General features: G+C 68.4%; 15 protein-coding genes. 9 read left to right on the forward strand and 6 right to left on the reverse strand.

Annotated features, from left to right (window positions below):
- A partial coding sequence (locus U9983_RS22495) for a Tn3 family transposase (protein ID WP_322755925.1) occupies positions 1-384 on the forward strand: 384 nt, incomplete at its 5' end.
- 15 nt (positions 385-399) lie between these two features.
- On the opposite strand, the gene U9983_RS22500 is transcribed toward U9983_RS22495, so the two are convergent.
- A complete protein-coding gene (locus tag U9983_RS22500; protein WP_322755926.1) occupies positions 400-1365 on the reverse strand; it encodes a YafY family protein in 966 nt (321 codons plus the stop codon).
- 61 nt (positions 1366-1426) lie between these two features.
- On the opposite strand from U9983_RS22500, the gene U9983_RS22505 reads away from it, so the two are divergent.
- Both U9983_RS22505 and U9983_RS22510 read left to right on the forward strand, forming a co-directional pair.
- Positions 1427-1813, forward strand: coding sequence for a VOC family protein (locus U9983_RS22505; RefSeq protein WP_322749496.1), 387 nt, complete (start codon positions 1427-1429; stop codon positions 1811-1813).
- A gap of 382 nt (positions 1814-2195) precedes the next feature.
- Positions 2196-2747 (forward strand): YdeI/OmpD-associated family protein, encoded by a 552-nt coding sequence (locus tag U9983_RS22510; protein ID WP_416211485.1) that lies wholly within the window; start codon positions 2196-2198, stop codon positions 2745-2747.
- Positions 2748-2780: 33 nt separating this feature from the next.
- On the opposite strand, the gene U9983_RS22515 is transcribed toward U9983_RS22510, so the two are convergent.
- Positions 2781-3107, reverse strand: a complete 327-nt coding sequence (locus tag U9983_RS22515; RefSeq protein ID WP_322755928.1) for an IS3 family transposase — start codon at positions 3105-3107, stop codon at positions 2781-2783.
- A gap of 214 nt (positions 3108-3321) precedes the next feature.
- Here U9983_RS22515 and U9983_RS22520 point away from each other — a divergent pair, with 214 nt between their 5' ends.
- A complete protein-coding gene (locus tag U9983_RS22520) occupies positions 3322-4389 on the forward strand; it encodes a site-specific integrase (protein WP_322755929.1) in 1068 nt (355 codons plus the stop codon).
- 250 nt (positions 4390-4639) lie between these two features.
- Positions 4640-5509 (forward strand): NAD(P)-dependent oxidoreductase, encoded by an 870-nt coding sequence (locus U9983_RS22525; RefSeq protein ID WP_322755930.1) that lies wholly within the window; start codon positions 4640-4642, stop codon positions 5507-5509.
- A 4-nt stretch (positions 5510-5513) separates the two neighbouring features.
- Here U9983_RS22525 and U9983_RS22530 read toward each other — a convergent pair whose 3' ends face one another.
- Both U9983_RS22530 and U9983_RS22535 read right to left on the reverse strand, forming a co-directional pair.
- Positions 5514-6152 carry a nitroreductase family protein gene (locus U9983_RS22530; protein ID WP_322755931.1) on the reverse strand — a complete coding sequence of 213 codons (639 nt, stop codon included), beginning with the start codon at positions 6150-6152 and terminating at the stop codon, positions 5514-5516.
- A 191-nt stretch (positions 6153-6343) separates the two neighbouring features.
- On the reverse strand, positions 6344-7282 hold the full coding sequence (locus U9983_RS22535) for an oxidoreductase (RefSeq protein ID WP_322755932.1): 939 nt from the start codon (positions 7280-7282) through the stop codon (positions 6344-6346).
- Between the two features lie 95 nt (positions 7283-7377).
- On the opposite strand from U9983_RS22535, the gene U9983_RS22540 reads away from it, so the two are divergent.
- A complete protein-coding gene (locus U9983_RS22540) occupies positions 7378-7944 on the forward strand; it encodes a helix-turn-helix domain-containing protein (protein ID WP_322755933.1) in 567 nt (188 codons plus the stop codon).
- Here the strand turns inward: U9983_RS22540 and U9983_RS22545 are convergent.
- Positions 7910-9181, reverse strand: a complete 1272-nt coding sequence (locus tag U9983_RS22545) for a YcaO-like family protein (protein WP_322755934.1) — start codon at positions 9179-9181, stop codon at positions 7910-7912. The two genes, U9983_RS22540 and U9983_RS22545, sit on opposite strands and share 35 nt — an antisense overlap.
- On the reverse strand, positions 9168-9911 hold the full coding sequence (locus U9983_RS22550; RefSeq protein ID WP_322755935.1) for a hypothetical protein: 744 nt from the start codon (positions 9909-9911) through the stop codon (positions 9168-9170). Before U9983_RS22550 ends, U9983_RS22545 begins: the two co-directional genes overlap by 14 nt.
- A 63-nt stretch (positions 9912-9974) precedes the next feature.
- On the opposite strand from U9983_RS22550, the gene U9983_RS22555 reads away from it, so the two are divergent.
- The 3 genes from U9983_RS22555 (at position 9975) to U9983_RS22565 (ending at position 13818) form a co-directional block, all read left to right on the forward strand.
- The gene (locus U9983_RS22555; protein WP_322755936.1) at positions 9975-10313 is read left to right on the forward strand and encodes a hypothetical protein; all 339 of its coding nucleotides are present in this window, start codon (positions 9975-9977) and stop codon (positions 10311-10313) included.
- Positions 10310-10642, forward strand: a complete 333-nt coding sequence (locus U9983_RS22560; RefSeq protein ID WP_322755937.1) for a PCC domain-containing protein — start codon at positions 10310-10312, stop codon at positions 10640-10642. The genes U9983_RS22555 and U9983_RS22560 overlap by 4 nt, the downstream gene beginning before the upstream one ends.
- Positions 10643-10734: 92 nt before the next feature.
- Entirely contained in the window at positions 10735-13818 is a 3084-nt protein-coding gene (locus U9983_RS22565; RefSeq protein WP_322755938.1) for a Tn3 family transposase, read from the forward strand.
- Positions 13819-13934: the final 116 nt, after the last annotated feature.

The raw sequence follows: 13934 nt of genomic DNA on the forward strand, positions 1-13934 counted from the left end.
GCGGATGAGACCTACCGGCGCAAGATCGTCCGGCAGCTCAATAAGGGCGAGTCCTTGCATTCCCTGCGCCGCAGCCTGCTGTACGCGCACGAGGGCGCCATCCGGCACCGTCACCTGGCCCAGCAGACCGAGCGGACGTGGTGCCTCATCCTGCTGACGAACGTGGTGGTCACCTGGACGACGGAGTACTACGGGCTGGCCATCAACCAGATGGGAGCCGAGGGCCGGGCTATCGACGACGAGCTGCTGGCGCGTATCTCCCCGGCACACTCGGAGAACGTGAACTTCTACGGCACGATCGCGGTGGAGGTCGACACCGAGGTCGCCAAGCTCGACCCGGCAGGGTACCGGCCTCTGCGGCCCCGCCGCCCGGGCCATGCCTGAGACACTCAACGCTCCCTATGGGAGCTGACCGCCCCCGTTGTCCTCGAACAGTTCCCGCGTGCGGCGCAGCAGGGCCGTCCGTACGTTGTCCGGGGACAGTATTTGTAGTGGGGTGCCCAGGCTGAGCAGGTACTTGGCGAGCCCGTCCGCGTCGGGGCCGCCGATCTCGACGACGGTGGCATCGGGGCCGTCCGGGTGGTGGGTACCGACCGTCGCGGGGACCAGCCGCAGCGCCTGCTCCTGCGGCAGCGGGAGGCGGACCGTCACGTAAAGCGGGTAGGCGCCGCTCGCGATGGAGCGGGAGACCAGAAGTGCCGGGTCGGGCGGGTCGACGAGCTCCACCGCGTGTCCGGTCTGCCGTGCCTGCTCCACTCGGTCGGCCCGGAACGTCCGCCACTCGCCCCGCGCCACATCCTGGGCGACGAAGTACCAGCGGCGCCCTGTGTGTACGAGGCGGTACGGGTCGACGTCCCTGACGGTGGCCTTGCCTTCCCGGTCGCGGTACGACAGGCGGGTACGTTCGCCTCGGCGGCACACGGTGGCTAGTTCCAGCAGCATGCCGGGCGCGATCTGCCGCTCGTCGGGTCTGGGAGTGTGCACGAACGCGGCGTCCATCTCGCCCAGCCGGTACGCGATGCGTGGCGGTAGGACCTGCCGCAGTTTCAGGAGTGCTGACAGTGCGGCTTGGTCGCTGCCGAGGACGCCGCTGAGTGCGGCTTCGCGCAGTCCGACGGCCACGGCGAGCGCCTCCTCATCGTCGAGGATCAGCGGCGGCACCCGGGTGCCGCCGCCGAGGCGGTAGCCGCCCCACGGCCCGGGGTCGGACTCGACGCCGTAGCCGAGTTCCCGCAGCCTGGCGATATCCCGCCGGACTGTGCGGTCGGTGACCTCCATCCGCTCGGCCAGCTCGCCGCAGGTCCACGACGGCCGCGCGGACAGCAGCGAAACCAGTCGCAGCAGGCGGGCGGAGGTGCTGCTCACATCCCGAAGCTTCCCATGACCAGGACCGTTTCTGTCCTGATCCCGTCATAGCGTCTTCCCCATGAGCACCGAAGCCACACCCGCACCCGCGATCCGCTACTCGGCCGTCACCTTCGACTGCCTGGACCCGGCCGAGCTGGCCCGCTTCTACGGCGACGCCCTTGGTCTGCCCGTCGCCTACTCCAGCGACGACTTCATCCTGCTCGGCCAGGAAGGCTCGCCCGGTCTGGGCTTCAACCGGCTGGCCGGCTACCAGCGTCCCACCTGGCCGAACCCGTCCCAGGAGAAGCAGGCTCACATCGACCTGGGCGTCGACGATCTGGACGCCGCCCAGGCCCGTCTGCTCGCCCTGGGCGCCGTCGAGCCCCCGGTCCAGCCGCATCCCGATCGGTGGCGGGTGCTGCTGGACCCCGCCGGCCACCCGTTCTGCATCTCCACCCAGGTCTGAGCATGATCGGCCGACTGATGTCCATGACCGCACGCCCGGACAGGAGCGGCGAACTCGCCGCCGTCCTGCTGTCCGCCCCACCGGACCGCACAGATCTCACTGCCCTGGGCGGGTGGGCCTCCCAGCCGACGGCCGACCCTGACGAACGAGCCACCGAAATCAGGAACGGCGCCGAGCCGGGGCCATTTCCTTCCAGGCCTCCGAGACTGTCAGGTCGCCCCGCCCGAGGACGGCACGGCCCGGTTCGTCGCCGCCATGGTCTGCGCGTGTCGCGGGACCTCGGCCCGGTCGCGGGAATGGCCATCACGCCATGTCCGAAATGCGCGACGATTGGCCAGCATGTGTGTTCACTCCTGAAGAGGCTGACGACTTGGAAATCATTATGTTCGAATCTGCTCAGGCATTCGAGCACTGGCTGAGCGAGCACCACTCCTCCTCCCCCGGCATCTGGCTGAAGCTCAGAAAGAAGGCCCGCGGGGTCGTGGCGCTGGACTACACACAGGCCCTCGATGTGGCACTCTGCTACGGCTGGATCGACGGGCAGAAGGGAAAGTTCGACGACTCTTACTGGCTGCAGCGGTTCACACCACGCAAGCCCAAGAGTAAGTGGTCGAAGATAAACCGCGATAAGGCCGCGTCCCTGCTCGAACAGGGACGCATGCGACCGGCGGGGCTTGCCGAGATCGAGCGTGCGAAGACGGATGGCCGCTGGGACGCCGCGTACGACGGGTGGAGGAGCGCCTCGGTGCCGGACGATCTGACTGAGGCTCTCGCCGCGAACCCCGCCGCTGAGAAGTTCTTCGCGACACTGGACGGCCAGAACCGATACGCGGTCCTGTACCGCATTCAGGACGCCAAGAAGCCCGAGACCCGGGCGCGGCGGATCGAGACGTATGTAGCAATGCTCGCCGAGCAGAAGAAGCTCTACCCCTGAGGCTGGAGTGTTTCCGCTTTTCTGGACACCTTTTTAGGCTGCCAGCTGGCTGATATGTCTGTATCCTGGCTCGTATTCTCTGGGTGTCAAGTATTCGAGTGTGGAATGGCGGCGTTTCGTGTTGAAGTAGTTCTCGATCCAGTCGGCGGTCTCGGTTGTCAGGTCGCGGAGGGTGAGCCAGGGGCGGATGTTGTTTTTCTTGGCGTAGGTATCGAAGGTGATGGATGTGTATTGGGCGCCGCGGTCGAAGTGGAATATCACTCCCGAGGGTGGGGTGCCGTTAACGAACGGCGAACCAAGTGACAAGTAGCTCTCTGTAGTCAACGTGACGGTCAGTCGCTGGTTCGGGGTGAGGGCCAAGCGAGCAGCGGATAGCGGTAGCGGTAATTCCGTTTCGAGGTCGGCTTATCGGACTTCTGGGCTCTGGCGCCCCGTCAGGGTTCTGCCGCAGTAAATGCCGGGTTTACTGCGGCGGAGCCTCTACCGTGATCATCGCGACCTGCGGCGGGCCATTCCGGCCGCCGGGGTGAGGTGTACGCATTTACTGCGGCGGTGCCGGGAGGGCGGGGCGGGCGTGTCAGTCGAACCAGTGACCGAGCTCAAGGGCGGGGGCGCGTTGCGGTTGCCGCGCGCCCGCGTCGTGCCCATGTCCGCCCCTCCCGCGTCGTACACCGCGGCGGTCGAGCGGTACCTCACCGGCGCGGGCATCGCGAAGTCCTCCGCGCGGATTTACCGGATCTCGCTGACGACGTGGGGATGGATGTTCGCCGGCGAGCGCGCGCCGACCGGTCCGGCCCGCCGCGGCGCGACACCGCCCCTCTTCCCCGTAGCCGTGATCGACGATCCGGTGCTGCCGGAGGTGCTGGCCGAGCTGGCGGCGGCTCGGGCGGACGAGATGGACGCCGACACCGTCAACCGGGAGCTGTCCATCGCGCGCAAGGCGATCGGCTGGTGGCAGCGCCAGGGCTGGATCGAAGGCGATCCGACGATCGGCATCGAGCGGCGGCCGGCGCCGCCGGACCGCACCAAGGCCCTGGCGGAGAACCAGATCGCCGCCCTGTGGCGGCTGGACGTCTCGCTGCGGGAGAAGACGTGCTGGAAGATGCTCTACGAATCGGCGGCGCGGGCGGATGAGGTGCTGTGCCTGAATGTGGAGGACCTGCACCCGGGCGACAAGCGTGGCCGGACCCTGGCCAAGGGCGGCGCCACGGAGTGGATTCACTGGCAGTCCGGGACCGCCCAGTTGCTGCCCCGACTGATCGCGGGCCGCGCGCGTGGTCCGTTGTTCCTCACCGGCCGCAAGGCACCGGCCGGGACGCCGACGCTGGACGTGTGCCCGGAGACCGGGCGGGCGAGGCTGTCGTATCGGCGGGCTGAAGAGATCTTCGAGGAGAACACCCGGCTGCTGGCCAACCCGCTCGCCTCGCCCGAGGACATCGAGGACCTGGACGGCTTCACGCTGCACCGGCTCCGGCACAGTGCCTTGACGCACGATGCCGAGGGAGGCACGTCCACGCCGATGCTGTTGGCCCGTTCCCGCCACGCCTCGGTCCGCTCCCTGGAGCGGTATGCCCGGCCCGGCGTCGACGCGGTCGCCCGGCACGTCGCCGAGCGCGACCCGGGCGCACGCCGCCGGGGGTGAGGCGCCTCATCCCGACGTCCCGACGGCGGCCTTCTTGACCATCGTGATTCGCCGGCTGCCGGGCCCATCAGCGCTCGGTCAGCCCAGCTCATTTTCGGTCGCGCGTCGACCTGGCGCTGCAGCACGGTGAGCTGGTGGCGTAGTAGCAAGATTTCGGCGGTCTTCCACGACTCGGAACGGCGAGACAGGCGCAGCCACTCGAACAGCCCGCCGATGATCAGGTAGACGAGGCGCAGATCCACGACCGAAGATGATTCCAGGACGGCCGAGGCCGCTCAACCCGAAGCCGAGCGACTCGGATGAGGTTTTCGGCACCAATAGGGTAGCCACGGCGGCCCGGATCTTCGATGCCGACGTCATGGTCGTGGCCCGCCGCGCCCGTCTGGGAGTGCACGAGCTCAGCGAACTGCCGGCCTTGCTGCCCGACGCCGATGTCGTCGTCCTGGCGCTGCCGAATACGCCGGAAACGACCGGTCTCGTCGATGCCGCGTTTCTCGCGGGGCTGCCGGACGGCGCGTCGGTGGTCAACGTGGCCCGCGGAGCGCTGGTGGTGACCGAAGCGCTGCTGGCCGAACTGAACCGCCGGCGGCTGTTCGCATTCCTCGATGTCTTCGAAGTCGAGCCGATCCCCGCTGGTGATCCGTTGTGGAGTGCCCCGAATCTGGTGATCACGCCGCACATCGGCGGCGGTCGACCGGTTGGGCCCGGGATGTCGAGCGGCTCGTGCACGATCAGGTCGGCCGATTCCTGCGAGGCGAGCCGCTCGCGAATGTGGTCAATGACAGCCACTGAGCCGGTGGCCCGCGATCGTCAGCGGCGGCGCGCGGACGGTGCCGGAATGACTTTCGCTTCCGGTATCTCGGGAAGCCGTCCGGCGCTGGCGGCCGAAATCGCAGCTCTCTGGGTCGCCCATGTCATAGGCGTCTGTCATCTTGCCCGGCCACCAGGCCCCAGACCCTGGCGTCGGCCGCATCCCCTGGCGCACGCCTATCCCGACCCGTCCCTGGGTCAAACGGCGGGCGATATGGACAGTTCATGCATTGCCGCGCACCGAACCGTTACGCCACCGGCGGCGAGCGTGCCCCCTTGCCGGGAGTCCCGCGCCGCCGCCGTGGTGTGAAATCTCAGCTCTCCGCGACTGCCGGAAATGGCTGCTCCCATTTGTCCAGATAGACAAAGTCGGACAACTTGCCCCGCCCCACCGGGCCGAACTTCCCCATCGGGTAACCGATCGGCAAAATCGCGTAGGAATGCACGCCCGGCGGCAGCCCCAACGCGGCCTCGACCTCTTTCTCGTGCATCAAGTGCCGCGCCGTCAGCGTCGATCCCAGACCCAGCGCGCGGATTGCCAGCAGCATGTTCTGCACCGCTGGATAGATCGAAGCGCCAGCGCCGCGTGTCGGGTTCGCCCCGTCCTTCAGGCAGGCAACGATCCACACCGGCGCCTCATGGAAATGCTCCGTCAGGTATTCCACGGCACCGCGCTGGCGGGTGTATCTCTCCGCGGTCATGCCCGGCGGCGGCGCACTGGTGGCGTAACGTGGCCCGATGACCTCGTCGAACGCCTTCTTATACCAGATTTGCACCGCCTTCTTGATCGCCGGGTCCTTGATCACCAGAAAACGCCAGGTCTGGTTGTTGGCGCCATTGGCCGCAGCCGTCCCGGCTTCCAGGATCTGCTTGATCATCTCGTCCGGCACCGGGTCGGGCTTTAACCGCCGCATTGATCGCGTGGTGCCAAGGATCTCGAAAAAATCAGGCATTTCAACTTCTCCCCTAAATTCGTTTCACCGTCGCGACTCCGCCCGAGCCGGACCGGCCGCCGTGCCGCGAACACATCGAAAGGTGTTAATGGATGACCTAGGCCGGACGATGCGGCCCGCGGAATGAGCAGCGAGGCGGCGCCAAGGGGCGCCGAGGTAGATTGCCGCGATCTTGAGAAGTCAGCGGAGCGTCATGCGGCTGTGCCCGCGTCGGACCGGCTGTTGAAGGAGTACGTCACGCCGGTCAGCCGCTCCGACTCCACCCACAATCGGCGCTGGGTGTCGGCGTCATGTGACGCGGAACTTGATCGGACCGGCACAGGATGGCCTGATGCGTTCAGAATCCGGCCGTCGGGTGCATAGTAGTCGGCTCCCTTGACGGCTGGGTCGGTCGCGGTACGCAGGGTGGCGAGCGCGCCTGCTGCGGTGTCGGGTTGGCCGATGAGTTTCCCGAGGACGGCGACGCTGAAGGCCATCGCTCCGGAGACGTGGCGTTGGAGGCCGGTCGAGATGATGCCGGGTTCGAGCGCGACCGCGATTGGGTTGGCCGCTGCCGCGGTGAGGCGGCGTTGGAGTTCGTAGGTGAACAAGAGGTTCGCAAGTTTTGACTGGCTGTAGGCGGTCGTCGGCTTGTATCGGCGGCGTTGGAAATGCAGGTCGTCGATGTCGATGCGCCCCTGGCGGTGCGCGCTGCTGCTGACAGTCACGATGCGGGAGCCGGGCGTGGTGAGGAGCCGGTCGAGGAGGAGACCGGTCAGGGCGAAGTGGCCCAGATGGTTGATCCCGATCTGGAGTTCGAATCCGTCCTCGGTGTGTCCGAGCGGCGGCATCATCAGCCCGGCGTTGTTGATGAGCAGATCCAGGCGAGAATGGCGCGACCGTAGTTCTTCCGCGGCGTGGCGGATCGAGGCGAGTGAGCCCAGGTCCAGGCCGACCGTGGTGACGTTCCCGCCGGGCAGGGCGGCGGCCGTCGCCATGGCCTTGCCGCGGTCGCGGCAGGCCAGTACGACTGAAGCTCCCCGGGCCGCGAATACTTTGGCTGTTTCGAGGCCGATGCCGCCGTTGGCGCCGGTGATGACGACGGTGCGACCATGCTGGTCACCGACGTCGGTGGCGGTCCATCCAGTCATGCTGCTCCCCTTATGATCGCTTATAGTCGGGACGGCCATCCCGGATGAGAATATACGGTACGCTGATCCCGCTTGTACAGAAGAGGTGAAGCACGATGACCAAGCCCGCGCGGGCACCACGCGCCGATGCTCGCCGCAATCGGGCGTTGGTGCTGCGGGTGGCGGCGGAAATGTTCGCCGCCGAGGGGCTTTCCGTGCCGGTACACGAGATCGCACGACGTGCGGGGGTGGGGACCGGCACCGTGAGCCGCCACTTTCCCACGAAGGAGGCGCTGTTCGCGGCGGTTCTGCTTGATCGCATGGCGCTGCTCACCGCCCGGGCGGACGCCCTTACGGCGAGGGAGGATCCGGGGACTGCGTTCCTCACTTTCTTCGCCGCGCTCATCCATGAGGGCGCCGACCACCGTGGGTTGGCGGAGTCGCTGGCGGGTGCCGGATTCGACATAGAGTCGGCCGGCGTCGACGCCGGCAGCGACGTGTCGGGCCGGCTGCACGCCATGCTGAAGGCCGCCCAACGGGCTGGCGCGGTACGGGGTGGCATCACCTTCGCCGACGTGAAAGCGTTGATGAGCGGCTGCCTTGCGCGGGAGGTCGACCCAGCCGACACCAGCGCGCTCGACCGCGTGATCACGGTCGTCTGCGACGGTCTTCGTACCAGGTAGCCGATTCCGCTCGGCCTGAGGCGCTTCCAGCAGCCGACCGGTCGCGGTTTCGGCGCTGCCCCCCGCTCAGCCTTGAACTCAACATCACCAGATCAACGGCTGACTGAGGACTGAGGACCTCTGAGGCTTGCCGACTCGGCAATGCCGGCCGCATGCGCTGGCCGCCGGACCGTGGAGAGCGACCAGGCTCTGCAAACCGGGGTCGGTGGGTTCGAACAGCCAGGCCAGGTAGGCCCGGGCCCGCCGGGTTTGGTCGAGGTCGACCATCACGGCTCCTGTCCGGTACGCAGCCGGATCGCCTCGGCCACATCGTCGGTGGTGGGCCGGCGGTGGTCGGAGAGGTCCGCGAGCGTGAAATGCCAGCCGAAGGACGTGGATGCTGCCGCGCTGCGACAGAGCACCGGTTTGCAGCAGGTACTGCAGCGGGGCGAACCGGTTGGCGGGAACCTTGGCCAGGGCCGCCTGCAGTTCGCCGGGGGTGGTCTCGGCGTTGATGGTCTAGGGCTGGCCGGCCCATCGGGCCGTCCACCAGCGCGATCTCCAGCGCCATGCCCGCGGCCACCAGACGGTCGACCACCTCCCGTCCGTGGGGGTCCTCGACCGTCCCGGGCGCGATGAGGGTGCGCCGCCGCCCGCCGGATTGCCCGTCCCGGTACAACACGTCCCGCTCCACCACCTCGAACAGCGCGTGCAGCAGCGCCTCGTCCCTGCTGTTCCCGCAGGCCAGGCCGGTGCTGGTCGCGCGCAGCAGATCCGGACTCCACTGGGGCCGCTGTACCCGGCGGCGGACCAGATCGACCGGCAGCAGCACCTTCTCGCCGCCCACCAAGCCCGTGCCACAGGTCCACTCCCAGACCATCCGGGCCAGGATGTGCGCGGGGCAGGGGACGGTCAGCGGCAGCGCCGTCACGGGGCAGCCCGGAGCAACCTCGCAGGCCGGGCCGTACGCGGCGACGGGCAGCGGCTGCTCGACGTGCCACAGCTCGATCGCCTCCATCACGGCCGACAGCTTCGCCAGCAGGCCGGTGGCGCCCTTGCCCTGGGAGGTGCTCAGGGTCAGCGAGGCAGGCCGGATCGCCGTGAAGACCGGAAGCCCGACGCAGTCCAGGCCGGTCAGGTCCGCGACCCGGGTGATGCCGAACTCCGGCAGACGTCCGGCCACCGCCTCCCACGTCTGTTCGGGGGTGAGGGCGCGCACCGTTCCGGGCAGCGCCACCAGGCCGTCACCGCGTAACACTGGCCGTCTCCGTCCGTTCGGCAGTCTCGGTCATCTCGTCCAGCAGCCCGGGTACGAGCCGCTTGGCCCTCTCGACGGCGCGCGCCCCGCTGACCAGCCCGCGCGCGGACGCCTCCGTGTCGAAGTGCTGCTCAGGGCACCGCCACACGCGCAGCAGGAGCCGGCGGGCGAGGTCGTCGCGCACCGCCGCGACCGTGAACCCGGGCCGGCTGCGGCGCTCGCGCGCGAGGGCGTCCGCGTACCGGGCGACCGCCCGGCGGTCCTGCTCGCTCTCGCCTGCCAGCAGCAGGGCCACGGCACGCTCGTTGCGCAGGTCGACCGCCGGGTGGAACACGCGGTCGGCGGGCAGATCACCGCCGGTGGCCTGGGCCAGCCGCTCCGCAAGCGGCAGGCCCGGCCCGCCGCCGGCGGGGTGGAGGGAGCGGTGTTCGAGATAGGCCGCCCACGTCTCACCGAACGCCGGGTCGAACACCTGCTGGTAGACGAGACGGTCCTCGGTGGACAGCTCCAGCCCGTCCACGCGGGTGCGGGCGAAGGCGTTGGACCAGCGCCGGAAGTTACGTCGTCTCCCACACCGCGGGCACCGGCCGGGCGCCGGCCTGCGGCGCCAGGCCGCCGAGCGCGACGCGTACGGCCGCGAGGGCATCGACACGGCGCGCTGGCCTCGGAGCTGGCGGCCAGCATCGCCGGCCGCGATCCGGGCCCCCTGGCCCGCGTCCAGACCACGCACGGCGCGGACATCGTCACCGCGTCACTGGCGGACAAGGCGTCCACCGCGAACCTGCGCCGGTGGATGCTGGACGGCGGCATCCCGATCCTGCGCGTCAACGCCGCCGGCATCCTCGCCAAGGTCCCCGGCCAGGGCCAGGCCGACGACATCGCCCGCGTCCTGGCCCACGACGAGGAGGTCCGCCACCTCTACCTGACGGCCGTCACCTCCCGCGTCTGCGCTGTGGACTGGACGACCGCCGGGCGGATCGCCTCCCAGCCCGCCGCCTACGCCCGCCGCGCGGACTTCCTCGCCGCCCGCTTCGCCAAGGAAGCCCTCAACCCCCGGGACTCTGGCGCCCGCTGGTGCTCCTCGGTCATGCTGCGGGAGCTGAGCCCCATGATCGGACGGAGTCCCGCATGATCGTCTTTGAAGTCCCCGAAGGTGAGCTCGTCGACGAGCTGAACCGCCAGGCCGCCGCAGCCGGCGTCACCGACGCGGCGATCGTCTCCCTGATCGGGGCCGCCGACTCCTTCACCGTCTCCACCATGCCCGAAGGCGACGCGCTCAAGGACACGATCACCAAGTACGACCTGCCCGGCGAGATGACCGGTACCGGCGAGATCCGCAACGGCTTCTTCCACCTCCACGTCGTCATGGGCGTCGAAGGCGACCGCGCCATCGCCGGACACCTCCACGAGGCGGCCATCAGCACCCACTTCGCCCGCGCGTACATCATCCCCGTCGGCTGACCGGGCGCCTCTACCAGGTCCGCACTCCTCGACGGGCTGCTTCGCGGATATCCGTGCCCGGTGTACGGCGGCGCCTCTACCGTCCAGCCCGAATGCCGATCACGGGGGCGGGCGGAAGGGGCTGCACAGTGGGGCGGGAACTGGGTCTGGACGGGGTGGTGGACCACTTCACCCTGTCCGGCGACGAGGCGGGCTGGTTACGGAACAAGACCGGGGCCACGAGGCTGGGCTTCGCCGTCCAGCTCAAGTTCCTGACCTGGCGCGGCCGGTTTCCCCGGATGCGCCTGGAACTGCCGCCCGATGCGGTCGAGCACGTCGCGAAGCAGGTCGGCGTCGCCGCGTCCGAGCTGGGGTTCTACGACTTCGCCTCACGCGCCGCGAAACGGCATCGCAGCGAGTTGCGGGATCTGACGGGCTGGCATGAGTGCACGAAGACCGACCTGGTCAAGCTCGTCTCGCACCTGGTGGACGTGATCTGGCACGACGAACGCCGCGAGGAGCAGGTGCGGGCCGAGCTGCTGCGGCAGATGCGCGTGGACCTGATCGAGCCGCCGACCGCGGCCCAGGTCACCACGATCATCCGCTCCGCGCTGCACCAGGCCGACGAGCGGGCCATCGCCGAGGTCGCCGCACGGCTCGCACGGGCAGAGGACTGTCCCCGCCGGCTGGACGCGCTGGTCTTCACCGACCCGACCGGCGACAACGTCGCCCAGGGCGACACCAGCGCGGAGGACGACGACACCGCCGAGGACGACGAAGACAAAGACGTGGAATCGGTCCTGGCGGACATCAAGTCCCATCCGGGCAACGTCAGTCTCAACTCACTGCTGGACGAAATATCCAAGCTCAAGCAGGTCCGCGCCGTCGGCGTCCCGGCCAAGGTGTTCACCGGGATCGGCGTGCAGGTCGTGGGCGCCTGGCGGGCGAGAGCGTCGGCGTCCTCGCCCAGCCACCTGCGGCGCTTCGACGCCCCAGTGCGGCACGTTCTCCTGGCCGCGCTGCTGTTCCAGCGCCAACGGGAGATCACCGACACCCTGGTGGAGCTGCTGAACTCCACCGTGCACCGCATCAACGCGCGGGCGGAGAAGAAGGTGACTGAGGCGTTCGTCGCCGAGTTCACCAAGGTCCGCGGCAAGTCGGGACTGCTCGGGAAGATCGCCGCCGCCTCGCTCGGCGCCCCGGACGGCTCAGTCCGCTCGGTGGTCTTCCCGGCGGCCGGCGGGGAGAAGACGCTGAAGGACCTGGTCGCCGAGATGAAGGCGACGAACGCGGAGTTCGCCCGCAGCAAGCGGGAGGTGTTCAAGTCCTCCTACTCCAACCACTACCGCAGCGGGCTGATGAAGCTGCTCGGCGTGCTCGACTTCCGCTCCTCCAACGACCAGCACAAGCCCGTCATGGAGGCCCTGAAGCTGATCGAGCGGCATAGGGACTCCTCCACCACCTACCTGCCGCTGGGCGAGACCATCCCGCTGGACGGCGTCGTACGCAAGGACTGGATGGAGTTCGCGATCTTCACCCCCGACAAGGGGCCCAAGCGCGTCATGCGCACCGTCTACGAGGCGTGCGTCTTCCAGGCCCTGCGCGAGAGGCTGCGCTGCAAGGAGATCTGGGTGGTCGGCGCCGACAAGTGGCGCAACCCCGACGACGACCTGCCCGACGACTTCGAGGTCCACCGAGCGGAGTACTACGAGAAGCTCAACAAGCCGCGCGACGGCAAGGTCTTCACCGCCCAGCTCCAGGCCGAGATGCGCGCCGAGCTCGGCGCGCTGGACACCAAGCTCCCGAAACTGCCATGGGTCACCATCAGCGGCAAGCACCGCAACGGCGCGATCAAGTTCACCGACCCCGAGCCGCAGAAAGAACCGAAGAACCTGCGCAAGCTCAAAAAGGCGATCCGCAAGAAATGGGGAACCGTCGCCCTGATCGACATCCTCAAGGAAGCCGCCCTGCGCACCGGGATGCTCAAGGCCATGGCCCCGGCCGGCACCCGCGAGGCCATCGACGAAGCCAAGCTCCTGGAACGTCTCTTGCTGATCGCGTACGCGTACGGCACCAACTCCGGGATCAGCTCGGTCGCGGCCGGCGAACACGGGCACACCGAGGAAGACCTCCGCTACACCGCCCGCCGCTACCTGACCGCCGTCGGCCTCAAAGCCGCCGGAGTCGAGATCGCCAACGCCACCTTCGCCGCCCGCTCCGAAACGGTCTGGGGCCAGGGCACCACCACCGTCGCCTCGGACTCCACACACTTCAAAGCCTGGGACCGCAACATCTTCACCGAGTGGCACTCCCGCTACGGAGGCCGCGGCGTCCTCGTGTACTGGCACATCGAAAAAGGCTCGATGGCCATTCACAGCCAACTTCTCAACTGCACCGCCTCCGAGGTCGCCGCCGCGATCGAGGGCATGATGCGCCACGCCACGACCATGCAGGCCGAGGGCAACTACGTCGATTCGCACGGCCAGTCGGAAATCGGGTTCGGCCTCACGCGGCTCCTGAGCTACGACCTGCTGCCCCGCATTAAGCAGATCAACAAGGTCAAGCTCTACCGGCCCGGCCGCGAAGACGAGGACACCTACGAGCGCCTGGCCGACGCGATGACCCGCCCGATCCGCTGGGACGTCATCGAGAACAACTACGACCAGCTCATCAAGTACGCCACCGCGATCCGGGTCGGCACCGCCTCCACCGAGGCGATCCTGCGGCGCTTCACCCGCACCGCCTCCCACCCCGTCTACCAGGCCATGCTGGAGGTCGGAAAAGCCCAGAAGACCATCTTCGTCGCCCGCTACCTGCGCGACCGCGACCTCCAGCGCGAGATCCAGGAAGGTCTCAACGTCGTCGAGGGCTGGAACGGCGCCAACGACATCATCTTCTTCGGCAAGAGCGGCGAACTCTCCTCCAACCGACGTGACCAGCAAGAACTATCCGTCCTCGCGCTCCACCTCCTGCAAACGGCGCTCGTCTTCGTCAATACCCTGATGATCCAGGACATGCTCGCCGACCCCGAATGGGCGAACCTCCTCACCGACGAGGACAAACGGGCCCTGACCCCGCTCTTCTGGATGCACATCCAGCCCTACGGCGAGGTCCGGCTGAACATGGGCAGCCGCCTCCAACTCGCCCACCCCGTCCCCCAGGACCCGGACCCCGAACCGGAGCCCGCCGCGGCCTGAACACCCCCGCCACTACGCAACTCGGCCCCTCGCCACATCCCGGCGAGGGGCCGACCTTCGATCTGAAAGCTACCGGCGGGTTACTTGTCACCTGGCTCGCCGCTCGTTAAAGGCAC

The organism is Protofrankia sp. Cas3 (genome assembly GCF_963555955.1).
In the GTDB taxonomy this organism is placed as follows: domain Bacteria; phylum Actinomycetota; class Actinomycetes; order Frankiales; family Frankiaceae; genus Protofrankia.